At 58.8% G+C, this 23,964-nt stretch carries 20 protein-coding genes and 3 pseudogenes; 13 read left to right on the forward strand and 10 right to left on the reverse strand.

Annotation, left to right across the window (positions count from 1 at the left end):
- Together RM533_RS07535 and RM533_RS07540 are read left to right on the forward strand one after the other, a co-directional pair.
- Positions 1-229: pseudogene (locus RM533_RS07535) on the forward strand (Eco57I restriction-modification methylase domain-containing protein); the annotation flags it as partial.
- Between the two features lies 1 nt (position 230).
- Complete coding sequence (locus RM533_RS07540) at positions 231-2,786, forward strand: DEAD/DEAH box helicase family protein (protein ID WP_311340619.1); 2,556 nt, start codon at positions 231-233, stop codon at positions 2,784-2,786.
- A 36-nt stretch (positions 2,787-2,822) separates the two neighbouring features.
- Here the strand turns inward: RM533_RS07540 and RM533_RS07545 are convergent, their stop codons facing one another.
- A complete protein-coding gene (locus tag RM533_RS07545; protein ID WP_311340620.1) occupies positions 2,823-3,227 on the reverse strand; it encodes a hypothetical protein in 405 nt (134 codons plus the stop codon).
- Positions 3,228-4,119: 892 nt separating this feature from the next.
- Between RM533_RS07545 and RM533_RS13655 the strand changes: the two are divergent.
- The 6 genes and pseudogenes from RM533_RS13655 to RM533_RS07565 form a co-directional block, all read left to right on the forward strand.
- Positions 4,120-4,449 (forward strand): annotated as a pseudogene (locus RM533_RS13655) (hypothetical protein); the annotation flags it as partial.
- A pseudogene (locus tag RM533_RS13660) lies at positions 4,392-5,153 on the forward strand (hypothetical protein); the annotation flags it as partial. The pseudogenes RM533_RS13655 and RM533_RS13660, both read left to right, overlap by 58 nt.
- Positions 5,154-5,367: 214 nt before the next feature.
- Positions 5,368-5,820 carry a hypothetical protein gene (locus tag RM533_RS07555; RefSeq protein ID WP_311340622.1) on the forward strand — a complete coding sequence of 151 codons (453 nt, stop codon included), beginning with the start codon at positions 5,368-5,370 and terminating at the stop codon, positions 5,818-5,820.
- The gene (locus RM533_RS07560) at positions 5,817-7,013 is read left to right on the forward strand and encodes an NnrS family protein (protein ID WP_311340623.1); all 1,197 of its coding nucleotides are present in this window, start codon (positions 5,817-5,819) and stop codon (positions 7,011-7,013) included. The genes RM533_RS07555 and RM533_RS07560 overlap by 4 nt, the downstream gene beginning before the upstream one ends.
- 43 nt (positions 7,014-7,056) lie before the next feature.
- Positions 7,057-7,437 carry a carbonic anhydrase gene (locus RM533_RS13665; protein WP_432265047.1) on the forward strand — a complete coding sequence of 127 codons (381 nt, stop codon included), beginning with the start codon at positions 7,057-7,059 and terminating at the stop codon, positions 7,435-7,437.
- A gap of 129 nt (positions 7,438-7,566) precedes the next feature.
- On the forward strand, positions 7,567-8,829 hold the full coding sequence (locus RM533_RS07565) for an alginate export family protein (RefSeq protein ID WP_311340624.1): 1,263 nt from the start codon (positions 7,567-7,569) through the stop codon (positions 8,827-8,829).
- A 27-nt stretch (positions 8,830-8,856) separates the two neighbouring features.
- Here the strand turns inward: RM533_RS07565 and RM533_RS07570 are convergent, their stop codons facing one another.
- The 9 genes from RM533_RS07570 to RM533_RS07610 form a co-directional block, all read right to left on the reverse strand.
- Positions 8,857-9,453, reverse strand: a complete 597-nt coding sequence (locus tag RM533_RS07570) for a helix-turn-helix domain-containing protein (protein ID WP_311340625.1) — start codon at positions 9,451-9,453, stop codon at positions 8,857-8,859.
- A 210-nt stretch (positions 9,454-9,663) separates the two neighbouring features.
- Positions 9,664-9,891 (reverse strand): hypothetical protein, encoded by a 228-nt coding sequence (locus RM533_RS07575; protein WP_311340626.1) that lies wholly within the window; start codon positions 9,889-9,891, stop codon positions 9,664-9,666.
- 1 nt (position 9,892) lies between these two features.
- A complete protein-coding gene (locus tag RM533_RS07580; RefSeq protein WP_311340627.1) occupies positions 9,893-10,228 on the reverse strand; it encodes a hypothetical protein in 336 nt (111 codons plus the stop codon).
- Positions 10,225-11,166, reverse strand: a complete 942-nt coding sequence (locus RM533_RS07585) for a peptidylprolyl isomerase (RefSeq protein ID WP_311340628.1) — start codon at positions 11,164-11,166, stop codon at positions 10,225-10,227. The genes RM533_RS07580 and RM533_RS07585 overlap by 4 nt, the downstream gene beginning before the upstream one ends.
- Complete coding sequence (narI, locus tag RM533_RS07590) at positions 11,166-11,951, reverse strand: respiratory nitrate reductase subunit gamma (RefSeq protein WP_311340629.1); 786 nt, start codon at positions 11,949-11,951, stop codon at positions 11,166-11,168. Before narI ends, RM533_RS07585 begins: the two co-directional genes overlap by 1 nt.
- Positions 11,944-12,648 carry a nitrate reductase molybdenum cofactor assembly chaperone gene (gene narJ, locus RM533_RS07595; RefSeq protein WP_311340630.1) on the reverse strand — a complete coding sequence of 235 codons (705 nt, stop codon included), beginning with the start codon at positions 12,646-12,648 and terminating at the stop codon, positions 11,944-11,946. Before narJ ends, narI begins: the two co-directional genes overlap by 8 nt.
- A gap of 26 nt (positions 12,649-12,674) precedes the next feature.
- Entirely contained in the window at positions 12,675-14,198 is a 1,524-nt protein-coding gene (narH, locus tag RM533_RS07600; RefSeq protein WP_311340631.1) for a nitrate reductase subunit beta, read from the reverse strand.
- A complete protein-coding gene (locus RM533_RS07605) occupies positions 14,195-17,962 on the reverse strand; it encodes a nitrate reductase subunit alpha (RefSeq protein ID WP_311340632.1) in 3,768 nt (1,255 codons plus the stop codon). Before RM533_RS07605 ends, narH begins: the two co-directional genes overlap by 4 nt.
- Before the next feature lie 12 nt (positions 17,963-17,974).
- Entirely contained in the window at positions 17,975-20,815 is a 2,841-nt protein-coding gene (locus RM533_RS07610; protein WP_311340633.1) for a nitrate/nitrite transporter, read from the reverse strand.
- A gap of 131 nt (positions 20,816-20,946) precedes the next feature.
- Between RM533_RS07610 and RM533_RS07615 the strand changes: the two genes are divergently transcribed.
- From RM533_RS07615 to RM533_RS07635, 5 genes are read left to right on the forward strand one after another with little or no spacing between them, the layout of a single operon-like run.
- Positions 20,947-21,204, forward strand: a complete 258-nt coding sequence (locus RM533_RS07615) for a hypothetical protein (RefSeq protein WP_311340634.1) — start codon at positions 20,947-20,949, stop codon at positions 21,202-21,204.
- Positions 21,165-21,671 (forward strand): molybdenum cofactor biosynthesis protein MoaE, encoded by a 507-nt coding sequence (locus RM533_RS07620; protein ID WP_311340635.1) that lies wholly within the window; start codon positions 21,165-21,167, stop codon positions 21,669-21,671. Before RM533_RS07615 ends, RM533_RS07620 begins: the two co-directional genes overlap by 40 nt.
- Positions 21,668-22,204, forward strand: coding sequence for a molybdenum cofactor biosynthesis protein B (moaB, locus tag RM533_RS07625; protein ID WP_311340636.1), 537 nt, complete (start codon positions 21,668-21,670; stop codon positions 22,202-22,204). The genes RM533_RS07620 and moaB overlap by 4 nt, the downstream gene beginning before the upstream one ends.
- A complete protein-coding gene (gene moaC, locus RM533_RS07630) occupies positions 22,201-22,662 on the forward strand; it encodes a cyclic pyranopterin monophosphate synthase (RefSeq protein WP_311340637.1) in 462 nt (153 codons plus the stop codon). The genes moaB and moaC overlap by 4 nt, the downstream gene beginning before the upstream one ends.
- Positions 22,659-23,849, forward strand: a complete 1,191-nt coding sequence (locus tag RM533_RS07635; RefSeq protein WP_311340638.1) for a molybdopterin molybdotransferase MoeA — start codon at positions 22,659-22,661, stop codon at positions 23,847-23,849. The genes moaC and RM533_RS07635 overlap by 4 nt, the downstream gene beginning before the upstream one ends.
- The last annotated feature ends 115 nt before the right edge of the window (positions 23,850-23,964 follow it).

Raw genomic sequence — 23,964 nt, forward strand, 5'->3', positions numbered from 1 at the left:
GTCTCATGAGGAGGCACAGAGCCTACAATCTTATTATAGAACCCGTTTTTTCCGCTTCTTGGTTTCGCTTCGAAAGATCACACAGCACGCCACGCATTCCACGTACCAGTGGGTTCCGATGCAGACTTGGGACAGGCTGTGGACTGATGAACAGTTGTTCGAACAGTATGGTATCGCTGACGACGAGATTAAGTTCATTGAAAGCCTGATCCGGCCGATGGAGGCGTAACGTGATCAAGCTGACAATCGATGAAATTTTGCTTCCCAAGCCAGATGGCCGTCTGCGCATTTACGCGTGGACGCCCAACGATCCGCCGCCTGCTTATACCGCACTGATAAAGGTCGGGCAAACCACGCAGGCCGACGTCAATGACCGCATCCGCCAGTCGCAGGGCCAGATGCAGCAGGCCTACACGCTGCATGTGGATGAAGTTGCGGAGCGCGATGACGGCTCCATCTTTCGCGACAATGATGTCCGCCGCCGTCTGATCGAGAAGGGCTTCGAGAAAGTCGTTATCGGTGCTTCGCGGGAATGGATGCGTTGCTCGCCAGCTGACGTGAAGAGTGCCATTACCGAACTGCGCAAAGGTCTACGCTTCGAATCCGCTCGTCACGAGACCTTCCCCATGCGCCGCGAACAAGCCGAGGCGGTGAAGGTCACTCACGACTATTTCCAGTCCCGCTGGGCCGAGGACCCTAAGGCTGTCCCACGCTTCCTGTGGAACGCCAAGATGCGTTTCGGCAAGACCTTCACCGGCTATCAGCTAGCGAAGAAGCTCAAAGCAAAGCGCGTGCTGGTCGTCACCTTCAAACCTGCCGTCGAGGATGCGTGGGAGGCTGACCTTAAGAACCACGTCGATTTCGATGGCTGGCAATACATCTCCCGCAATGCCGGGGGCAGTCCGCTCGATGTGCCCAAAGATACGCCACTAGTTTATTTCGGCTCGTTCCAGGACCTACTGGGCACGGACCGCTATGGTAACATAAAGGCCCGCAACGAGTGGATCCACGCGATCAACTGGGACCTTGTGATCTTCGACGAATATCACTTCGGCGCCTGGCGCGATGCCGCGAAGGAACTGTTCGAGGGCGAAGATGCCGAGGTCGCCAAGAAAGAGTTGGCCTACGCATCCAGCCTGGAAACCGTGAACGAGGATCTCGAAGACCTGTCTGAGGACGAGGCCGAGTTCCTGCCGATAACGACGAAAGCGTACCTCTATCTCTCCGGTACGCCCTTCAAGGCTTTGGCGACCGGCGAGTTCATCGAGGAGCAGATCTTCAACTGGACCTACACCGACGAACAGCGGGCCAAGGCCGAGTTCGCGGTCGCCCAACCGGAAGAGCGCAATCCTTATGCCGCTTTGCCGCAAATGCGGTTGCTGACCTACCAGATGCCCGACGAGCTCTTGGCTATCGCAAGCGGCGGCGAGTTCGACGAGTTCGATCTCGGCGAGTTTTTCTCTGCCAGTGGCAAGGATGTGCTCGCAACCTTCAAACATAAGAACGAGGTCCAGAAGTGGCTGGACATCATTCGCGGGTCCTTTGCACCCCAAACGCTCGATGCGTTGAAGGCCGGCGGGAAACCACCCTTTCCATACTCGGATGTCAGGCTGCTCCCCTACCTCAACCACGCATTCTGGTTTTTGCCAAGCGTCGCCGCGTGCGAGGCGATGAAGAACATTCTGGAAGAGCCGCAGAACGTCTTCTGGAAGGCTTACGACGTGATCGTGGCTGCGGGACCGCGAGCCGGAATTGGGCTCAACGCGCTGCCACCGGTTCGTGATGCGATCGGTTCCGGCCATGACACACAGACCATTACCTTGTCGTGTGGGAAGCTGACTACAGGCGTGACTGTTCCGCAGTGGTCTTCGATCCTGATGCTGCGCAACCTCAAGTCGCCAGAAACCTATTTCCAGGCTGCGTTTCGCGTCCAGTCGCCCTGGTCGATCAAGAACCCGGACGGCGACGGTCCCAATCGGGAAGACGTGTTGAAGCCGGTGTGCTTCGTATTCGATTTCGCACCGACCCGCGCGCTCCGGCAAATCTCCGAATACGGCATTGGTCTCTCGCCTAACGAGGGCAATCCCGAGAAGGCCGTCGCCGACCTGGTCTCGTTCCTGCCTGTGCTCGCCTATGATGGCGCCAACATGATGCAGATCGATGCCGGCGGCATTCTCGACATTGCGATGGCGGGGACATCCGCCACATTGCTTGCCCGAAAATGGGAATCCGCAATGCTTGTCAATGTCGACAACGACACATTGCGCCGCGTGCTGGCAGACGAAGAAGCAATGGCAGCGGTCGAACGGATCGAAGGCTGGCGCGCGCTTGGCGATAACGTGATCGAGACGATCATCAATAAGGCCGAAAAGATTAAGGACATCAAGAAGAAGGCGAAGGACAAGGACCTAGCGTCCAAGGAGAAGAAGGAACTGACGGACGAGGAAAGGGAGTACAAGTCTCTGCGCAAGAAGGTGCAGGAGAAGCTGATCAAGTTCGCAACACGTATCCCGGCATTCATGTATCTCACGGATTTTCGTGAGAACACCCTCGTTGATGTGATCACGAAGATCGAACCCGATCTATTCCGTACTGTAACGGGGCTGACCGTGGCTGATTTCAACCTGCTTGTGGATCTGAAGGTGTTCAACACGGAACGTATGAACGCTGCGGTGTTTGCCTTCCGACGCTACGAAGACGCTTCGCTCCGCTACACAGGCATCGACAGCCACGAAGGGCTCAGTACCGTTGGTGGCTACGACACCGTCATTGCGCGTGAAGCGTAAGCATCTCGGACGAAGCGAAACCTTCGCCCGCCGATTTTAAGCCGTCGTCCCCCACGTTATTGTGTCCAAAGGCTCCCAGACCAAGCCTTCTTCAACATGCGCTATCGCCATGTGCATTTCTGGCTTCAGCATATCGCTGGGGCGACATCGCACTTTTCCGATCGCTCGAAACGCCGCGAGGACAACGTCATACAAAGCCTTCGGGCCCGCCACCATCACGAATTCGGAAGATGTTGGCTCACCGAAATTTACACTGGGGGTGAAATACATATACGCGGTCGCGCAAATGTTCGGCTTGCCGGTTGCATGCTTTGAGAGAGCCTCACCCACGATGTCCGCGACAGTTGGACCTTCCGGATCCAAACTGTCCACGTCTACCTCAACCGTTGGAAGCGGCTCCTGCCTCCGCACGTAGTTCAGTTCGTGAGCTTGCCTCTCCATAAATTCGATCCTTCTTTGCAGCTGTAAGCCGGTTTGAGGCCAAGCTCGAAACCAGGTCAATCCACAACTTGTATGCTTAGACAGCTGCGCTGACCGGTGATCAGCGCAGCTCCCCTCACCATTCGAGGAGCGACTTACCGCTCAAGAAAGCTGCACCACGACAGTCCACAAATCCGGGTTCCCATGTTCGCCCTTCATGGGGCACCATTTGTTCTCATCGGAACGTTCCAAGATATTGTAGAAATGGCGGCATTCTGCCATTCTTGACCTCTAGCGCAGAAAGCGGGGTCTTGTTTTGTTCCGCTTTGCTCCAAGGTCTGATCTAGACAAGGCCGAAAGGCTGATCATGTGGCCAGGACGAGCGCAGCTTACCTTGATTGCCTTGTCAGTCGTTACCCCGCGCTCAGACCAAACTCACGCTGGCCGACCTCGCCTACACCTTCGATCGCCTGCTGTTCCAAGAACGGTGCGCAGCCACGGGACAAATGTGTCTGTAATCCGCCGAAAAGGACTTAAAGGCCGAGGAACATCGCCTAAAAGCCGCCAATCAGGTCCATCTGATGGGATTTACGGCGGTAATCCCCGCAATCCGCCAGTCACAGCGGCAAATTCATGGTTGTTGCAGGTGTCCATCTCGCCAATCAACCGCACTTGTGATGTAAATCATTCGTTCCATACGGTGTGATAGGTACTCCAGACCAGTGAGTTGCCGCGTATGAATTTTGAAGCACCCATTGCGGGGGAAATCTGGTCTGCGAAGTACCGTTTCAGCGGCTATGAGGCCGAACCGGCTGACGCAGATTTCACTGGCGCGCGACGCGACACAATGGTGGCTGAAAACTCCGCACCCGGACATCAAAGCGTTATAGACGCCGAGCGCCATTCAGACCGAATGCGCAATTTTGACCTCTCCGTGCTCGTCAATGACATCTTCATGAAGGCGCTCGACGCAGATGCCGGTTGGCTACTGGTTTTCGACGGCGAGGTCTGCTGCACGGTGCGGGCGAGCGAGTTATGGAAACGGCTGATGCGCGCCACCTATGACGTCGCCGAACCCGGCGTCCTTTTCGTTGACCGGGTGAATGCGCGCGACAAGCTGGCGCATTGGAAAACCATCAACGCTCCAAATTCTTGCGGCGAGCAGATGCTGTCGCCTTGTGGCGCGTGCCTGCTCGGCTCCATGAACCTCGCTGCTCGGGTCGAACGGCCGTTCAAAAAGGACGCGCGGCTCGATCTTGCGGCGCGCTTGTCAAACTCACTGGTACGGCGATCCGCCTGCTCGATAACATCATCGACATCAACCGCTATCCTCTCGCCGAACAGGAAGCCGAAGCAAAGGCGAAACGCCGCATCGGTCCTGGCATTATCGGGCTGGCCGACGCGCTGCTCTATTGCGGCCGCACCTATGGCTCCGCAGACGCGGTGGCCTTGCTGGAGGAGTGGCGGGGTGCCATCCGGACCGCTGTCTACCGCGCGTTGGCAGGACTGGCGGGCGAAAAGGGTGCCTTTGCGGTCTATGACCCGGTGGTGCTCGACCGGTCCAATCTGAAGGCGTTGGACGAAGACACGCGCGGGTTGATCGCGCAGCATGGTTTGCGCAATGCTTGCCTCACTTCGATAGCGCCGGCAGGCACCACTTCGCTGCTGGCGGGCAATGTGTCATCCGAAATTGAGCCGGTCTTTGCCTACAGCGATCAGCGGCACATGCTCAACTCCGGTAGCACAGCGCGGCAGGAAGCGGTCGAGGACGTTGCACTGCGCCAATGGCCTGCGCTGCGAGGCGACAAGGAGCAGCTGGCTGGACTGTTTGTCAGCGCCCGGTCCCTAACTCCCGCTGGCCATGTGACAATGCCGTCCTCGGCACAGGCGATGATCGACAGTTCAATCTTGAAAACGGTGAACGTGCCACACGAGATCGCCTTTGCTGATTTCAAGGAAGTCCACGGCGACGGCTTTGCACACGGTTGCAAGGGGCTGACGACTTATCGTCCAAACGTGATAACAGGTTCTGTGTTGAGCATCGAGAAACCTGCCGAAGCGAAGAAGGATATTCCTGCAAATCCGGTTCGTGACGACCCGCCAAATCGTGAGGAAATCCTGAATGGCACTACTTACAAGCCGAAGCGGCCTGGATCGGCTCATGCATTTTATGTGCCGATCAACCAAGGAGGGCGGCGGCACACGGCCGTTCGAGATCTTCATCAACTCCAAGAACACAGGTTACCACACATGGACGCTTGCGCTGACCCGCTCGATCCCGGCAGTGTTCCGTCGCGGAGGCGATGGCTCCTTCCTTGCCGAAGAACTGAAGGCGGTGCTCGACCCGCGCGGCGGTGCTGGGTCAGGAGAGCACTATGCGTCCTCGCTGCTGGCAGTGATCGGTGCCATTATCGAGGGGCACATGGCGCAGTTCGTGCCTGCGCAGCTCGACCTGCTCACTGAGCCTGCACTGAATGCGCCCACCCCGTTCCTGGCAGGATCCTACTACCCGCAATGTGAAATGCCCGGCATGATCCGCGAAGATGGATGCAAAAATGCCTCTCTTGTGGTTGTTCGAAGTGCGGGTGAGCGTGTGCGAGACTTAGCTGCATGAACGGAGCCAGGCGTCTTGCCCTTCGGCGCGCCCGCGAAGCGCGCGCACCTGCTGTTCTGCAGGGCGGCTTCCGGCCGTTCTTCCTGGTTGGCACTTTGTGGTTCCTGGGGGCGATGGCCTTATGGCTGGCGATGCTGGCCGGGGTGGTGCAACTCCCCTCCCACTTCCCTCCTGTCGCCTGGCATCGCCATGAGCTTATATTCGGCGGCGTCGGCGCGGCGATGGCAGGGTATCTGTTGACCGCGACGCCGAACTGGAGCGGTCGACTGCCCGCGATCGGGATGCCGCTCCTTGCCATGGTGCTCTGGTGGGCGCTCGCGCGGTTGATCAATGCCGTTGGATCGGGGTTGTGGGAAACACCGTGGCCAGCTGCGCTGATCGATACCAGCTTTTTCCTGGCACTGGCGGCCGTCTGCGGACGAGAGAGCTGGAACGGCAAGGGACGCGGCGGGACGAATGCAATCGTTGTCGGTCTGTTTGCCGCGTCATGTCTTGCAGACCACTATGCTGCGGCAGGCGCCCTGCCGGATCTGGTTGGCGTTCAGCGAATGGGTATAGCGCTCCTCGTCCTCCTCATATCCATCATCGGAGGAAAGCTGGTGCCGTCGTTCACCCGCAACGTGTTGCCGCGCGCAACCGGACGGACGATCACTGCGCAGCAGACCCGTTTCGACGATGCAGTTCATCTCATCACTGCGGCTGCCTGCCTGCTCTGGGTCGCAGATGCCGGCGTGCTGGCAAGGGTCATGCTTGGTCTTGCAAGCGCGGTTCACCTGGTGCGCGCGGTGCGCTGGCAGCCGTATCGGGTGTGGCATGAACCCTCGGTGCTCGCGTTGCATATCAGCTATCTGTGGCTGCCTATCGGCCTGCTGGCGCTGACAACCGCAGATACTGGCGATGAATCAAATGTTATTCACCTCCTCACGGCAGGCGCAATTTCCTGCATGATCCTCGCCGTCATGGCCCGCATGAGTATCGCACAGACCGGACGGCAGGCGCCATGGCGTCCGGCGGCGCTGGTTGCGGTGCTGCTGACTTCCGCCGGAGCCGCTGTTCGCGTTCTGGCTGGTACGAACATCGTACCTGTGGGCGAGGCATGGCGGCTCGCCGGCGGGCTCTGGATGCTTGGCTTTGCACTATTCCTCTTTTGCTTTGCACCAATGCTCTTACGTCGACGAGCAAAGCAACGATGACTTGAGTCAATGTGCAGCGGGTAAAGGCGCATACAGGAGCGGCATGCCTCCCGATGAAGCGCTGGATCGCGCAGAACGGCTGAGGCACGCTGCGGGGCAGTATCCAATCGCGACCTGTTTCTCCTGTTCCGAAAGCCGGATTGCGCGGGACCTGCTGTTCGGGCGAGGGCCTGGTGAGCTGTTGATGTCCCGCGATGCGGGGTACACGCTTTGTACCAGCTCGCTGAGAAGCTTCGTATTCGCGGTGCCGACATTGCAGGTGCCGCTGATCGTCATCATGCGCCACGAACGCTGCGGCGCTGTGAAGGACGCCGACATTCGGGGGTCCAGGCAGCTGTGCTGCGCAACGTTCAGCGTGCCGTTTACGAACGGCGACACGAAGCATTGCCTGCTCTGCTGGAGCCGCAGCGTTCGGGTAAGTTAAAGGTGTTCGAACCCTGTTTTCGGCAACCGGTGAGAAAACTTCTTTTGATCAGCAGATATGATCTGCCGCAAAACACCGAATGGCGAAGACCGTTACCCAGTGATCCGCGAAGCACGAAAGACATAAGATATGGACCGCGTAGCTGTTCTCCTGGCTGGCTTCACCGCTCTTGCTCTTCCTCACCAATCCGCTGTCGCGCAGGCGGCTCCCGCTGGCGCTTCGTCGGCAGCGAAACGGGCAGGCGCGCTGCCTGACTGGATCGATGTGGCGCTCGATACCCGGTATCGCTACGAATATGTCGAGCAGGACGATTTCGATCTTGATGCCCATGCCTCGACGCTGCGCCTGCGGTTTGGTGCCAAGGTGGACCCGATCGATAAGGTCAGTCTTCATGTCGAAGGCGAGACGATCGTTCATCTCGGTCCCGACAAGTTCAACGATACGGCCAACAACGTAATGAACCGACCGATCGTGGCTGATCCAGAGGATGTTCTGCTGAACCAGGCATATGTCCGGTTCAAGCCACACCTTGGCCTGGAGGTGACTGCTGGCAGACAAACGATCAACTACGACAATCAGCGATGGGTCGGCTCGGTCGGGTGGCGGCAGAACGATCAGACGCTTGACGCCGTGGCCGGCAGTGTCGAAAAGGTGGGCAACACCGGCATCTCCGCAAACTATGCTTATGCCTGGCGCGTCAACCGGGTATTTGGACCTGACTCGCCGCAAGGTATCTGGCGCGACAACGACATCCACCTGCTGCGCATTGCCAAAGATATCGGTGAACTGGGCTCACTTGTTACATACGGCTACTGGTTCGACATTCCCGAAGCTCCGCCGCTTTCAAACCGGACCTTTGGCGCGCGGTTTACAGGGCGCCATGGTGTGGCTGGCGGCCTCAGCGCTGTCTATGCTCTGGAATTCGCAAGACAGTTCGATGCTGGCCGCAACCCTGTCAGTGACAGCCATGACTACCTGCTGATGGAACCGGGATTTGGCTTTGGCCCGGCCAGCGTCAGGTTTGGCTACGAGCGACTGGGAGGAAATGGCGCATCGGCGCTGCAGACTCCGCTGGCAACGCTACACGCCTTCAATGGCTGGGCTGACAAGTTCCTGGTTACGCCGCCTACGGGACTGCGCGACCTTTATCTTGACGCTGCATATCAGGTTGAGGAAAGGCGCGGCTTTTTGTCGGCAACGACCTTCCGAGTGGTTTATCATGATTTCCGCTCGACAACCGATGACCTTCATTATGGCCGTGAGTGGAACGCGTTGGTAAGCCGCCGCCTCTTCGGGTCGGTGTCTCTGACCTTAAAGTTAGCACACTACGATGCTGTCGATTTCGCCGCTGACACCACAAAGGGCTGGGTGCAAATCGACGCGCGCTACTAGCAACCCCCCCGCTATGCCAGGCCCCCGCTATTCACCTTCCGCGACTGCCTCCAATGCTGGCTGGTTCAGGATCTGGATACAGGTCAAGGTCTCCAGCCTGATGATCCGGCTGTTCCTCAGCTGGCTGAAAACCCGGCTTACTGTCTCCTTGGTCAGACCCAGATAATCGGCAATGTCCGCCCGTCCCATGGGCAGAGTGATGTTGCTCAAGGACGTGCCAGCCGTCCGTTCAAAGCGCCGGTGCAGATATACGAGGAACGATGCGACCCGTTCGATCGCCGTCTTGCGGCCCAGTACGATGAACTGCTGTTGCGCTGCTGTTAAATCCTGTCGAGCTCTCTCCAGCAGCGAATCTTTCAAAGGTGGAATGGATGCCACAAGGCTGTCGAACCGGAGGCGGGGGAAACACCAGATGCGGCTCGGTTCCAATGCTTCGGCCGTAACATCATGCAATTCGTCCATCGCGATACCGAGAAATTCCCCCGGCAGCGCAAAGCCCGTGATCTGCCGGCGGCCATCGAAAAGAAGCCGGCCTAGCCGGAGGCTGCCTGAGATGACCGTGTAGACAAGGCTGGCATCACTGCCTTGATGAAACAAAGCTTCTTCAGCCTTGAGTTCGCGCACATTGCCAATTCTCCGCAGCTCTGACAGGTCTCGGCATTGTAGAGCATAGAACACCGAAACCCGTCGCACTTCGCAGGAGTAGCAGGGGTGATCCGGCGGTAATGTTACCGGAGCATTTTGCAGGCATTGGCTATGCGGAGCTTTCAGCAAGATGAACTCCAAAGTTCATTTGCACATGGCAATCCCGGCGCGGGAAGTCGAGCTTTTAAGTTAACCCAACAGCCAGATCAGCACGATCAAAATTGAAATCACCAGCGTGCCGAGCCAGATTATCGGCCAGATGTTGTAATCACGCCCCTTGACAGAGACGGAGGCAAGGGGTGCCACCGGCGCATCTTTCGTGCGTGCATCTCCATGAGCCTGCAGCAGACGAGGATTGAGCGGAGCGTTGTCTGCAGCATGCGTCTGCTCTGCGGAGGTGGGATTTCGACGAACCATTTCACGCGCGCTCCTTTTGTACCTGGTGTTGATGCGCTGATACATCGTGTGCGCCGCATGGCTTTTGTGCCAGACGCCAATCGATCATCGCGCCCAGACATGCGAGCGCCGGATCCGGGGCGACCCGCACATGGCTGATAAGCGTTGTCCAATCCTCTTCGCCCGCGAACCGGCTGAAATCGGCAACCGCCATCCGTGCAGCGCGTGCAGGCGCGAGGTCTTCTTGTTGCGCAAGCTTTTCAAGAGCGCGCGCCTGAAGCGGCCCAGCGGCTGCGAGCCAGCCATGTACATCTGCGCCTGCTTTCTTGGCGAGCGCAAGGTAATCCCCCAGCATCATGCCGCAAGCGTTCCTTGGCGCTGGTCGTGTTCAATTGGCGGAGCATCAAGTACCACACCCTTGATATCAGCCTTCTCAGCGAGCGACTGGACCACCTGCATCGCCGATATGGTCCAGGATCGCGCCTCGAGCAGGTCAGCAATCTTGTCTTTCGCCACCTCGAAAGGCAATTCGCGTCCATCGATGATCCGGTCCAGGCGGATCACGTGCCATCCATGTTTCGACCGCACCGGCTCGCGGTTGATCGAACCTGTTGGCGTTGTCTCGATGTGCAGCTGGACCTGTTCCACAAGTTCACCACGGCGGATCTGTCCAAGGGAGCCATTCTGCTGGCCTGATGGACAGCCGGAAAACTCCCGCGCCGCTTCTGAGAAAGCTTTGGGATCATCCGCAACAGCTTCAATGATAGTGCGCGCCTGCACTTCGGCGGCATCCCAGCCATCCTGCCCTGCACCTTCTTCCGGTTCGATCAGGATATGGGAGGCTTCGTAAAGCGTTGGTGTGCGGAAACGGTGAAGGTTGGCCTGGTAGTACCGGGCACATTCTTCTTCGGTAGGAACGGCTTCGCCAACGACATTATCGAGCAGCGCCTTGACGAGAGCTTCGTCTTCGGTCGCGCGCTTGCCTTGCACGACTGCGCTGTCGGCCGACAGACTTCTGTTGTGCGCCTCCCGCAGCAGGAGGTGGCGTACCACCAGCGCCTGCGCCGCCGCACGCCAGGCATCCTCTCCCCTGGCAGCAGGGTGATGAGGCATTTCCTCGGCGATTTGCTCGGCGGTGATCTCATGCCCATCAACCGTCACTATGCCGAACGCGGGCAACGCCACGATCTGCTCGTCGGCGCCGCCGCAGCCGTGCGTTTCGCAGGCGGAGGGCATGGCAGGCTCCGTCTGGGAGACAGGTGCGCCGATGTTGATCACATCAAGTTTGCGCGCCATTACTGCGCCTCCTCGGTGAACGCTCGCTCGGAAGCCGGACCAGCGGTGTAGGCAGGCGCGCCTCCGAAAGGCTGTGGAGCCCGGGGCGGAGCGCCTTTACCGCGGCGTGTCCGCACGATCTGGTAACCGGGCCGAAACAGATACCAGATGGGTGCGCTGAACACGTGCACCAGTCGCGTGAACGGAGTGAGGAGGAACAGGGTGAGGCCGAGCACAATGTGCAGCTTGTAGACGATATGCGTCTGCACGATGTAACTGGAGGACCCGGGCTGCAGCGTCAGGAGGCCGTTAGCCCATGCCATGAAGTTCACCATTTCGCGCCCGTCTATATGCTGAAGGGTCCAATAGGTGGTCGATAGCCCGAGCAGGATCTGAAACCAGATGAGCGCGAGAACGACGATGTCCAAAGTCGCGGAACTTCGCCGGATGCGCGGATCGACCAACCTTCGATGAAGCAGGAGAGTGCAGCCTATGAACGCTGCCACTCCGGCAATTCCGCCGGCTACCAGCGCCAGCACCTGCTTCCACTGATGCTGCACCCCAAAGAAGTCAAAGACCTGAATGGGAGTTAGCAGGCCAACCAGATGACCGCCAAGCAAAACCAGGATGCCGAGATGGAACAGGTTCGATCCAATCAGCATCTGTCTGCGCCGCAGAAACTGGCTCGACTGCGAGCGCCAGCTATATTGATTGGTGTCGAAGCGCAGGATGCTGCCAACGACCATCACCGTCACGGCAAGGTAGGGATACCAGCCAAACAGCAGATAATGGACAAACTCACTCATGCCGCGCTCCTTCTTGTGATTTGCGCGCCCGATTGGAGGCGCGGATCCGGGCGATTACCCCGGTAGGACCGCCATTGTCGAAAGCCGCGGTTCCGAAGCTGACAGGGGCCTCCTCCCACAATTCGTCCACGCTCTTGTTCTCGTCCTCGGCGAAGGCTTTGCCAATTTCTTCCACACGCCCGGCATCGGGTCGCCCGTCGGCCAGCTCCACCACTGCCGCAAAGACTGCGGCATAAGGAGTTTCGCGGTCCGCCAGGCGCTCGGCAAGGACAGTGAACACCTCGATCGGTTCCCGCAGCCAGTCACGCGCAGCCTCCGGCGTAAGCTGGCCGGTGAACTCGAGAAACATGGGAATATAATCCGGCAGTTCGTTGCTGGTCATCTCCAGACCATTCTTGATGTATTCCAGGCCAAGATCGCTCATCGCCTGGCCACGGTCCTTGTTGTCGCCATGCACATGCTCGAACAAATGCAGTGACAATCTGCGCGTGCTGTCGAACAGCTCACTGTAATCGGCCTGAAGGTCAAAAAGATTGCGGGTTGATAAGCCGATCAGCAGCGGTTCGAGCGCGGTCCTGCTGTTCGCTGATAACGCGTTCTCCTCGGCCAGGGCGGCGCGCAATTCGGGAACGGCCTCGACGAGGTTCTTGCTCGGATAACCGAGCAAGGCTGCCAGGGTGCGTAGCGAGAAGGACATCGGTCGAACCTGTTTCCTGCCGAGCATCACATGGCCTCCCGCTCGACTGGTTTGCCTGGTTGAGCCTTTTTGCCGCCGAACAGGCTTGGCGTGCGTCCTTCGGTCACCTCCCTGAAACCAAAACCGCCAGCACCGCGCAGAACATACGCGTCCTCTTCAAACTCACGATGTGCGGTGGGGATCACGTAGCGATCTTCGTACGCTGCCAAGGCCATGATGCGATACATCTCGTCGATCGTGGCACCTGTCAGGCCGACACGCGTCGCGATGCTTTCATCCCCGATACCGTGAACACGCTTGCCCCGCATGTATGCCCGCATTGCCAGCATCCGTTCCAGACCAAGCGCAATCGGATCCTCATCTCCAGCGGTCAGCAGATTGGCCAGATATTTCAATGGGATGCGCAACGAACGCACGTCGGGCATGCCATCCCGCTCGGAGATCTTGCCTGCTTCGGCCGCCGACTGGATGGGTGACAGGGGCGGCACATACCAGACCATCGGCAGTGTGCGATATTCAGGGTGAAGCGGAAAAGCGATTTTCCATTCCACGGCCATCTTGTAAACAGGGGAACGCTGCGCCGCCTGAATCCAGGCTTCGGGTATCCCGTCGAGCCTGGCCTGAGCCTGAACCTCCGGATCATTGGGGTCGAGGAACAGGGAAAGCTGCGCCGGATAAAGATCCTTGGGATCCTCAACCGAAGCGGCCTCCTCGATGCGATCCGCATCGTAGAGCACCACGCCGAGATAGCGGATGCGACCAACGCAGGTTTCCGAGCAGACCGTTGGCTGGCCCGTTTCAATACGGGGATAACAGAAGATGCATTTTTCCGATTTCCCGCTGGCCCAGTTGTAGTAGATCTTCTTGTAAGGACATGCCGACACGCACATGCGCCAACCCCGGCATTTTTCCTGATCGATCAGGACAATACCGTCCTCATCGCGCTTGTAGATCGCACCGGATGGGCAGGCCGCGAGGCATGTAGGGTTGAGGCAGTGCTCACACAGCCGCGGCAGATACATCAGGAAGGTCTTTTCAAACTCTCCGTAGATCTCCTTCTCCACTCCGGCAAAGTTGTAATCCTCGGATCGTTTCGAGAATTCACCGCCGAGCATGTCTTCCCAGTTGCCCGACCATTCTATCTTTTTCAGATTTTCACCGGTCAGCAAAGATCGCGGACGAGCCGTGGGCTGCGCCTTGAGTTCGGGTGCCTTGTGAAGCCATTCGTAATCAAAAGTGTATGGCTCGTAGAAATCGTCGATCTCGGGTAGGCTCGGATTGGCAAAAATCTTCGAAAGGATTCGCCACTTCGAGCCGAGTTTGGGCTCGATCCGGCCATTGGCCCGCCGGTGCCAGCCTCCGTTCCAGCGCTCCTGGTTCTCCCAATCCTTCGGATAACCGATGCCGGGCTTGGATTCGACATTGTTGAACCAGGCATATTCCACGCCTTCGCGATTGGTCCACACGTTCTTGCAGGTGATCGAGCAGGTGTGGCACCCGATGCACTTGTCAAGGTTGAGAACCATGGGAATTTGCGCGCGAATTTTCATCGTGCGATCTCCTTCTGCACGACAACAGGGCGCGTATTGGCCTCTTCGGGCATATCGGCCTTGTCGAACCAGTTGATCTCGCTCATCTTGCGAACAATCACGAACTCGTCCCGGTTTGCACCGACAGTTCCGTAATAGTTGAACCCGTATGCGAGCTGTACATATCCGCCAATCATGTGCGTTGGCTTCATGTTGATGCGCGTGACTGAATTGTGAATGCCACCGCGCAGGCCAGTAACCTCCGAACCCACTGTGTTCACCAGCTTTTCCTGCGCGTGGTACATGATCGCCGAACCTGGCATGATCCGCTGCGAAACGATTGCCCGGGCAGTGAGCGCACCATTGATGTTGAACACCTCGATCCAGTCGTTGTCGATGATCCCCGCTGCGCGCGCATCGTCCTCGCTGATCCAGACGGCAGGTCCGCCGCGGTTCAGCGAAAGCATGATGAGGTTCTCGGTGTAGGTCGAGTGAATGCCCCATTTCTGGTGCGGAGTCAGGAGGTTGAGCTGGATTTCCGTGTTCCCGTTAGGGAGCTTGCCGAGAACCTGCCGCACAGTGCGCGTATCGATCGGAGGCCGCCAGGTGACGAACCCCTCGCCGAACGCCCGCATCCATTGGTGATCCTGATAAAGCGACTGGCGTCCGGTAAGTGTTCGCCAGGGGATCTGCTCATGCACATTCGTGTAGCCGGCGTTGTAGCACACATGTTCGCTCTCCAGGCCCGACCATGTCGGTGAGGAAATGATCTTGCGTGGTTGAGAGACAATGTCGCGGAAACGGATCTTTTCCTCTTCCTTGCCTTCGGCCAGATGCAGGTGGTCCAGGCCGGTATTCTCGCCAAGCGCAGCCCAAGCCTTAACGGCCACTTCGCCGTTGGTTTCGGGAGCCAGCATCAGGATCGTTTCGCAAGCCTCGATGTCGCTGTCGATCCGCGGACGGCCCGCCGTTGCCTCATGCAGTGATGTGCCGTTCAGCGCCGCCAGGAGGGCCACTTCGTGCTTTGTGTCCCAATTGATCCCCTTAGACCCGTTCCCAAGCTTTTCCAACGCCGGTCCAAGAGAGGTGAAGCGGGCGAAAGTTGCCGGATAATTGCGCTCGACGACGTGAATGGTCGACATGGTCTTGCCAGGAACTGGTTCGCATTCGCCTCGACCCCAATCCTTGGGATCGAAGGCTTGCGCTATTTCATTCGGGCTGTCGTGCTGGATTGGCGAGAGGACAACGTCCTGCTCCACACCAAGCACCTCTGGAGAAATCTTCGAAAACGCTTCCGCGATGCCCCGGAAGATGGCCCAGTCGCTGCGTGCTTCCCATGCCGGGTCCACTGCCGCGGTCAGCGGGTGGATGAACGGGTGCATGTCAGTCGTGTTGAGGTCGTTCTTTTCATACCAGGTGGCTGTCGGGAGGACGATGTCGGAATAAAGGCTGGTCGTCGACATGCGAAAGTCGATGTTGACCATCAGATCCAGTTTGCCCTCTGGTGCCTCCTCGTGCCACTTGACCTCGTTCGGCGGCACGACGCCGCTTTGCGGGCCATCGACACCCAGAACGCCGTGCATCGACCCGACAAAGTGCTTGAGAAAATATTCGTGCCCCTTGCCGCTCGCGCCGAGCACGTTGGATCGCCAGAAGAACATGTTGCGCGGCCAATTGCGCGGATTGTCCGGATCGGCATTGGCAAACTGGATTTCGCCCGATTGCAGCATTTCCGGTATCGCCGTTGTAGCATTGCTGCCCGATTGCCGCAGGGCGGCGCCCACATCGAGCGGGTTTTGTTGCAGTTGCGGCGCGGAAGGTAGCCAGCCCATCCGCTCTGCACGGACGTTGTAGTCGATGATCGATCCGGTCCAGTCGGCTTTGGGTGCCGTGGGCGAGATGATATCGTCGACGGTCATTGTTTCATAGCGCCACTGGTCTGTATGCGCGTAGAAGAAGCTGGTCGCATTCATCTGCCGCGGCGGACGAACCCAGTCCGTACCCATTGCCAGAGGCAACCAGCCAGTCTGCGGACGCAGCTTTTCCTGACCGACATAATGAGACCACCCGCCACCCGATTGCCCGATGCAGCCGCACATCACGAGCAGCGCAATGATGCCGCGATAACTCATGTCCATGTGATACCAGTGGTTGAGACCGGCCCCGAGGATCACCATCGAGCGGCCCATGGTCGCATCCGCATTGGCGGCAAAGTCGCGCGCTGTCTGAATGATGGCATCGCGCGGAACCCCGGTTATGCGCTCGGCCCATGCTGGCGTAAACGGGATATCGTCGTCGAACGACTTTGCGACATTTGCACCACCAAAGCCGCGGTCGACACCATAGTTGGCGCAGAACAGATCGAAGACGGTGGTGGCCATGATCCGCTCGCCACTTGCCAGAACAATCTCGCGCGCAGGCACGTTGCGCATCAGGATTGAATCATGCTCGGTCGCGACGAAGCCGTTGGATGCTTCTGATCCGAAGTATGGAAAACCTACAGATACGATCTGGTCATGATCATGCTTGAGCGTGGTGAGCAACTTCAGCGGATTTCCGTCCTTGTCGACTTCGGCCAAGTTCCAGTGACCTTTCTCGCCCCATCGGTGTCCGGCCGTGCCAATGGGACAGACCGGTTCTCCATCCGCTTCGTTGAGAGCCACCGGCTTCCATTCCGGGTTTTCCGCCTCGCCAAGATTGCCGGAAAAATCCGAGGCGCGCAGATGACGGTCGGCAACAAGCCGCCCATCCTGCTCCGTCAATTTGACCAGGAATGGAAAATCGCTGTATTTGCGCGTATAATCAGTGAAGTAATCAGACATTCGATCGACATAGAATTCGCGCAACACGACATGGCCGAACGCCAGCGCCAATGCGGCATCAGTTCCCTGTTTGGGGTGCAGCCACATGTCGGAAAATTTTGCGGCCTCGTTGTAATCAGGGGAAATGACCACGCTTTTGGTGCCACGGTAGCGTGCCTCTGTGTAGAAATGGGCATCGGGCGTGCGCGTCATCGGCACGTTGGAGCCCCACACCAGCAGATAGCTGGAATTGTACCAGTCGGCGCTTTCGGGAACGTCGGTCTGCTCGCCCCAGGTTTGCGGACTGGAAGGCGGCAAGTCACAATACCAGTCATAGAAGCTGAGGATTGTGCCACCAATCAGCGACAGGTAGCGGCTCCCGGCTGCATAGCTGATCATCGACATTGCCGGGATCGGCGAGAAGCCGGCGACACGATCGGGACCGTATTCGCGGATCGTATAGGCATTTGCCGCCGCGATAATCTCGTTCACCTCTTGCCAGGACGAGCGGACGAGCCCTCCTCGACCGCGTCGCTTGACCCAGTCTGACCGCTTGACCGGATCGGAAACAATGGCAGCCCAGGCCGCAACCGGAGACATCGACAGCCGCGCCGCGCGCCAATGCTCAAGCAGCCGGGCGCGAACCATCGGATATTTGACACGGGTGCCGGAATACAAATACCAGCTATAACTCGCTCCGCGCGGACAACCGCGCGGTTCATGGTTGGGCAGGTCAGGACGGGTTCGGGGATAGTCAGTCTGCTGCGTTTCCCAAGTGACGATGCCGCCCTTGACGTAGATCTTCCAGGAGCACGAGCCAGTGCAGTTCACCCCGTGCGTCGAACGCACGATCTTGTCCGCCGCCCAGCGTTTGCGATAAGCGTCTTCCCACTGCCGCGATTCATCTGTTGTGATACCATGCCCGTCGGAGAAGCTATCCTGCATTCGCTTGAAGAAGGTCAGCCGGTCAAGAAAATGGCTCATAGATGTTGGTCCTCAAGCATATGCTGGTGCGGCACGGCGCGTCTCGATCTGCTTTAGCAAACCTCGGGGGCCGCTGTAGATGATCCATGACAAAAGAGCGCAGCTGACGAAGAACGCGAAGAACCCCCACAGAGCCGCATTGGCCGCACCCGTAATCTCAATCGACGAGCCATAGGCTTTGGGGATGTAGAACGCCCCATAGGCGGCGATGGCAGACGTGAAGCCGATGATTGCGGCACTCTCGCGCTCGGCCTGTCCTCGCTGCTCGTCTGCGCTCAGTGCGGGCGCGAGCCGGCGTATTTCGGACCGCATGATGTTGGGAATCATCTGGAACGTGGAGGCATTGCCAACACCGCTGGCGAAGAACAGCAGCAGGACCATGCCAAAAAAGCCCCAGAAATCGCCTGCGTTCAGAAACCAGATCATGCCCGCGATTGCCGCCATCATCACCAGAAACACGACAAAGGTGACCCGCGCACCGCCAAATCTGTCAGCTACCCAGCCGGTCGCGGCTCTCGATGCAGCTCCCACGAAAGGCCCGATGAACGCATATTTGAGCACGTCGATTTCTGGAAAGACCAGTTTGGTGAGCAGCGGGAATCCTGCCGACATGCCGATGAAGGTGCCGAATGTTCCGGTGTACAGCCAGCACATCAGCCAGGTGTGTCTCCGCCCGAAAATTGCGGCCTGGTCGGCAAATGATGCTTCCGCCGAAGCGATGTCGTTCATCCCCAACCAGGCAGCGACGGTTCCGATAATGATGAGCGGAACCCAGACAAACCCCGCGTTTTGCAGGTAGAGTACGGCACCGTCATCGGCGAGCTGCGCTTGCCCGCCCAATGCGCCGAACAGGCCCATGGTGACAACCACAGGCACCAGGAATTGCATGACACTGACACCAAGATTGCCGATCCCTGCGTTGATCGCGAGTGCGTTGCCTTTTTCCGCCTTGGGGAAAAAGAAGCTGATGTTTGCCATCGAGGAGGCGAAATTGCCGCCGCCCAGGCCACATAGCAGCGCCAGCACCAGGAAGATGAAGAACGGTGTTTCCAGGTTTTGTACAGCATAGCCGATCCCGAACGCGGGAACCAGAAGCGTCGCGGTGGAAACGGCTGTCCATAACCGGCCGCCAAAGATCGGAACGAGAAAGGAATAGAATATGCGCAGTGTCGCGCCCGACAGCCCTGGCAAAGCGGCCAGCCAGAACAGCTGGTCCGTCGTAAATTCAAAACCTATTCCCGGCAGTTTGGCCACCACCACTGACCAGACCATCCACACGGCAAATGCCAGCAGCAGATTATAGGTCGAAATCCACAAGTTACGGCGCGCGATTGCCTTTCCCTGGCTTTTCCAGAAAACCGGATCCTCCGGCCGCCAGTTCGAGAGGACACCGGCTTGCGATAGCCCCGCATTTGCATCCGTCGACCTTTGCGTCGGAAGACCTTCGGAACCCGTTCCGGAAGCGGCAGACACCGCAAGCGCAGGCATCTCTGATGCGTGGATAGGTGCCGCTTTACCAAAGTGAGTGGCCGTGCCCACCGTACCCAGGCCTTCCATCTCCGGCAGTTCAGGCGATGCGTCGGAGCGGCCCTGCAATTGGCGCGAGCGCTCCATGTATTGGATCGCAAAGTGCATCCATATGAGCGAAATGGTGACAATCAGAAAGAGCAGGGCAAAACTGCTGGTCCATACGCCAGTCAGATCGAGCATGACACCAAAGATCAGCGGAAGAACAAAGCCGCCAAGCCCTCCGATCATGCCGACCAGACCGCCCACCGCACCTATGCGATCAGGGAAATACACGGGAATGTGCTTGTAAACGGCCGCCTTGCCGAGACTCATGAAGAAGCCGAGCACGAAGATCGTGATGAGAAATGGAACAAGACCCATCTGGGTGGAGAAAGCGATCGGTCCCTTGATCCCGTCGATGACGTAACTTGTAGGCGGGTAACTCAGCAGAAAGGTGCACACGGATGACACGCCAAAGGTCCAGTAGAGTACCCGGCGGGCTCCGTATTTGTCGGAAAGATGTCCGCCATAAATCCGGAACAGACTTGCGGGTATGGAGTAGAACGCCGCGAGCATCCCTGCCTCTTTGATGCCCATGTCGTAGACTCCCATGACATAGCGGGGCAGCCACAGAGAGAGGGCGACAAAAGCTCCGAAAACAAAGAAGTAGTAGAGTGCAAAGCGCCACACTTGCACATCGCGCAACACCTTCAATTGCTCGCTCATCGGTTCAGGACGTTTCCCAGAAGCCTTGCGCGCAATGTGTTGTGGATCTTGTGGTGAGGACACGTAAAAGACTGCCGCCATCGCGGCCAGTGCCACAGCCCAGATCTGCGCCACTGCTGTCCACCCGAACGCCACCATGACAAAAGGCGCGACGAACTTCGTAACAGCGGCGCCGACATTGCCGGCGCCGAAGATGCCGAGTGCAGTTCCCTGCTTTCCCGGTGGGTAGAACGTGGCGACGTAAGCCACACCGACGGAAAATGCACCGCCTGCGAGCCCCACTCCCAGTCCGGCAATCAGGAGCATTGCATAACTGTCTGCGTAGGAAACCAGAAACGTCGCTATGGCGGCGGCAATCATGGTCAGCGCCATGATCCTGCGCCCGCCAAACTGGTCGGCCCAGATACCCAGAAACACCCGCGCGAGCGAGCCTGTCAGAATTGGTGTGCCGGCAAGCAGCCCGAACTGGGTTTCCGACAGGCCCAGCTCTTCCTTGATGCCGATGCCGATGATGGCGAAGATCGTCCAGACCGCAAAACAGGCGGTAAAGGCAATGGTGCTGAGCCAGGTCGCACGAGCCGCACCGGGGGAAGGAGACGAGAGAACCTGACTGTTCATGTGACACGTCCATTGTTGGGATCGCATCCTTTTAGGCCCGGCGGCAGAGCGCTATATGATACAGATCAAAGCATCTTTCTTCGCTGGAACTATTTTGCATGCGAGCGCAGCAAGGCACGAGGATGGCACTGATGATCGAAAAGCGCGAAGTCATCCTGTTTGGCAAGCTGGCCGACCCTCTGGGCAGTTCGGTTCGGGTAGACGGCGGCGATCGGAGTGAGCTTGTGCAGGATGTTCGCGCGCGGGTGGCAGCCCTCGAACCCCGGCTTGGGGAACTGCTAGCCGATCCCGGGGTGCGGGCCTGCGTGGACGGCGCTCTGGCAGTGGATGGCATGATCGCTGGACCGGGATGTCCGATCGAACGTATCCCGGTGGTGTCGGGCGGATGATCCGCGCCATCCTGCATGAGCCGCTCGACCCAGGCTTGGAACTGGCCAGTCTGACCGCGGCAAGTGGCAAAGCGGGCGGGGTTGTCAGCTTTGTGGGCCTGGCTCGCGAGGAGGACGGCGGCGTCGCGGCACTCGTTCTCCAGCATCATCCCGTTTTGACCATACGTTCACTCGAGAAAATCGCTGCGGTGGCGAAGAGTCGCTTTGCGGTTGATGCAGTGACTGCGGTACACCGGGCAGGTACGATCCTGCTTGGCGAGCCGATCGTCTTTGCCGGTGTGGCCGCGCGTCATCGCCGTGATGCGTTTCTTGCCGCAGATTTCCTCATGGACCTGCTGAAAACACAGGCGGTGTTCTGGAAGCAGGAAATCGGCGCGACAGGTGCTCGCTGGATCGAGCCTCGCCTCGAAGACCTGGCGGATGTAGCACGCTGGAATACGACAGCTTTGGAGATGGCGAAACAATGAGCGGGATTGATCCGGGTGCCGTCTTCCATCCTCTCAACATTGCAGTTCTGACCGTTTCCGACACCCGTGACGAAGCATCCGACAGTTCCGGAAAGCTGTTGATGGACAGGCTGGTGCAAGCGGGCCACAAGCTGGCAGACAGAACCATTGTCAAAGATGTAATAGAGACGATCCGCGCACCGATTGAACGATGGATTGAAGATCCGGACGTAGACGTGATCATCTCCACCGGCGGCACCGGTTTTTCTCCGCGAGACGTGACGCCCGAGGCAGTCAAACCTCTGTTTCGCAGGGAAATGGATGGTTTTGCGATCCTCTTTCACCAGATCAGTCAGGCAAATGTCGGGGTCGCCACCCTGCAATCACGGGCATTTGCAGGGCAAGCGCAGGACACTTTCATCTTTTGCCTGCCCGGCTCGAACGGCGCTTGCCGCGACGGATGGGATCATATCCTCGCGTACGAACTCGACAGCCGGCATAAGCCCTGCTCTCTGGCGGGCACGATCCCCCGGCTGCGTCACGTCTGCGCATGAGCGGGCTGACGCATGTCGATGCAGGTGGGCGCGCCAGCATGGTCGATGTGGGTGATAAACTGACGACCGCCCGCCACGCAGAAGCGCGAAGCGTTCTGCGTCGCATGCCGACGACAATCGAGGCTGTGACGAACGGCACCGCTCGCAAAGGCGCGGTTATCTCTGCTACGGGAGTGGCAGGCGTGAGGGCAGCAGAACGCACAGCCGACCTCATCCCGCCATGCCACCCCCTCGCTCTGACCAAGTTTGTAGTTCGCACGATGATTGCACCTGACCTGCCTGGCCTTGAGATCAAAGCCGAAGCTTGCACCAATGGGCAGACTGGTGTCGAAGTGGAGACGCTGACCGCTGTCTTGAATGTCTGCCTTACATCACGCGATATGGTCGAAGCCATCGACCGGAAGATGTTGATCGGCGCGATTAGCATCATTGCCAGGGAAGGAGGCACGAGCGGATGACCGATCTTCTCCCGCTTGATGAGGCACTCGGGATCGTGCAGTCCCTCGCGCATCCTCTTGGTGCGGAGGCTGTGTCGATTGCAGAAGCTCATGATCGTACACTGGCCTGCGCAGTCATCGCTGGCATCGCCTCTCCACGCAACGACAGTTCCGCAATGGATGGATATGCGGTGCAGGACAGCGACGTGGAAAACCTGCCAGCCAGCCTGCGAGTAACGGGCGAGAGCTTTGCAGGGACACCGCAGCCACCGGCGCTCGGCACCGGAGAAGCCGTGCGTATCTTTACCGGCGCGCCCGTTCCTGCTGGTGCCGACAGGGTCGTAATCCAGGAGAACTGCTCGCGAGACGGCGTGATGCTCACTGTGCATGAATGTGGCCCGGGACGGCATATTCGCCAAGCCGGTGGAGATTTCAAAGCAGGTGACGAGCTCCTGCCGGCAGGCACCAGATTGACCGCACGCGCGCTCGTGGCAGCGGCAGGAGCCGATCTGGCACAATTGAGCGTCGTGCGGCGGCCGCGTGTGGCGATCCTGAGCACAGGAGACGAACTTGTCCCGCCGGGTGAGGCGCAAGGGAACCCTGGCACCATCCCGGAAAGCATCTCGCCTGCTCTTGCCGCCATGATCGGTGAGGCAGGCGGTGAGATCGTTCAGCGCGACCATTTGCCCGATGATATGGCAGTGCTGGGGCAGCGCGCACAGCAAGCATTGCACAAGGCCGATCTGGTGGTGGTGACAGGCGGTGCTTCGGTTGGCGAGCGCGATTTCGCAAAAGCCATGTTCGGGAGCGATCTGGCGTTGTTGTTCAACAAGGTCGCCATCAAGCCGGGCAAGCCTGTGTGGTTGGGCCGCCGGAACGGAACGCTCATCCTCGGCCTGCCGGGCAATCCCACCTCTGCGCTGGTAACGGCACGGCTGTTTCTGGTGCCGCTGGTGAGCGGGCTTGCAGGGCGGGCAACAGGTGGTGCGCTGGACTGGCGCGATGCTTTGGCTGGAGCTGCATTTCCTCCTGTTGGCAGCCGCGAGACGTTGGCGCGGGCAAGGTGGGTTGACGGTCGGCTTGTCCCACTCGGCAGTCAGGACTCCAGTAGCCAGTTCATGCTGATGTTCGCCGATGTTCTGGTACGACGGCGGGCCGACGCGCCTGAAGCTCGACCCGGTGATCGGCTTGGCTATCTCGACTTCTGATGCGACGATCCGGTTGCGGCTGATGCGGCAGGGTCGTTGATGTTGGTGAACGGTTTCCCGCTTTCTGTAAGCCGTTCGACAGGCCGTGTGTCCAGAACTTCAGACCTGCCGTGCA

The sequence above is a fragment of the Croceicoccus esteveae genome, from assembly GCF_031846435.1.
Lineage (GTDB): Bacteria > Pseudomonadota > Alphaproteobacteria > Sphingomonadales > Sphingomonadaceae > Croceicoccus > Croceicoccus esteveae.

Excerpts from the sequence above, each read along its gene's own strand:
- RM533_RS07545 (WP_311340620.1), bottom strand. The coding sequence starts at position 3,227 with ATGGAGAGGCAAGCTCACGAACTGAACTACGTGCGGAGGCAGGAGCCG.
- RM533_RS07555 (WP_311340622.1), top strand. The coding sequence starts at position 5,368 with ATGCATTTTATGTGCCGATCAACCAAGGAGGGCGGCGGCACACGGCCG.
- RM533_RS07560 (WP_311340623.1), top strand. The coding sequence starts at position 5,817 with ATGAACGGAGCCAGGCGTCTTGCCCTTCGGCGCGCCCGCGAAGCGCGC.
- RM533_RS13665 (WP_432265047.1), top strand. The coding sequence starts at position 7,057 with ATGCCTCCCGATGAAGCGCTGGATCGCGCAGAACGGCTGAGGCACGCT.
- RM533_RS07565 (WP_311340624.1), top strand. The coding sequence starts at position 7,567 with ATGGACCGCGTAGCTGTTCTCCTGGCTGGCTTCACCGCTCTTGCTCTT.
- RM533_RS07575 (WP_311340626.1), bottom strand. The coding sequence starts at position 9,891 with ATGGTTCGTCGAAATCCCACCTCCGCAGAGCAGACGCATGCTGCAGAC.
- RM533_RS07580 (WP_311340627.1), bottom strand. The coding sequence starts at position 10,228 with ATGATGCTGGGGGATTACCTTGCGCTCGCCAAGAAAGCAGGCGCAGAT.
- RM533_RS07585 (WP_311340628.1), bottom strand. The coding sequence starts at position 11,166 with ATGGCGCGCAAACTTGATGTGATCAACATCGGCGCACCTGTCTCCCAG.
- narI (WP_311340629.1), bottom strand. The coding sequence starts at position 11,951 with ATGAGTGAGTTTGTCCATTATCTGCTGTTTGGCTGGTATCCCTACCTT.
- narJ (WP_311340630.1), bottom strand. The coding sequence starts at position 12,648 with ATGTCCTTCTCGCTACGCACCCTGGCAGCCTTGCTCGGTTATCCGAGC.
- narH (WP_311340631.1), bottom strand. The coding sequence starts at position 14,198 with ATGAAAATTCGCGCGCAAATTCCCATGGTTCTCAACCTTGACAAGTGC.
- RM533_RS07605 (WP_311340632.1), bottom strand. The coding sequence starts at position 17,962 with ATGAGCCATTTTCTTGACCGGCTGACCTTCTTCAAGCGAATGCAGGAT.
- RM533_RS07610 (WP_311340633.1), bottom strand. The coding sequence starts at position 20,815 with ATGAACAGTCAGGTTCTCTCGTCTCCTTCCCCCGGTGCGGCTCGTGCG.
- RM533_RS07615 (WP_311340634.1), top strand. The coding sequence starts at position 20,947 with ATGATCGAAAAGCGCGAAGTCATCCTGTTTGGCAAGCTGGCCGACCCT.
- RM533_RS07620 (WP_311340635.1), top strand. The coding sequence starts at position 21,165 with ATGTCCGATCGAACGTATCCCGGTGGTGTCGGGCGGATGATCCGCGCC.
- moaB (WP_311340636.1), top strand. The coding sequence starts at position 21,668 with ATGAGCGGGATTGATCCGGGTGCCGTCTTCCATCCTCTCAACATTGCA.
- moaC (WP_311340637.1), top strand. The coding sequence starts at position 22,201 with ATGAGCGGGCTGACGCATGTCGATGCAGGTGGGCGCGCCAGCATGGTC.
- RM533_RS07635 (WP_311340638.1), top strand. The coding sequence starts at position 22,659 with ATGACCGATCTTCTCCCGCTTGATGAGGCACTCGGGATCGTGCAGTCC.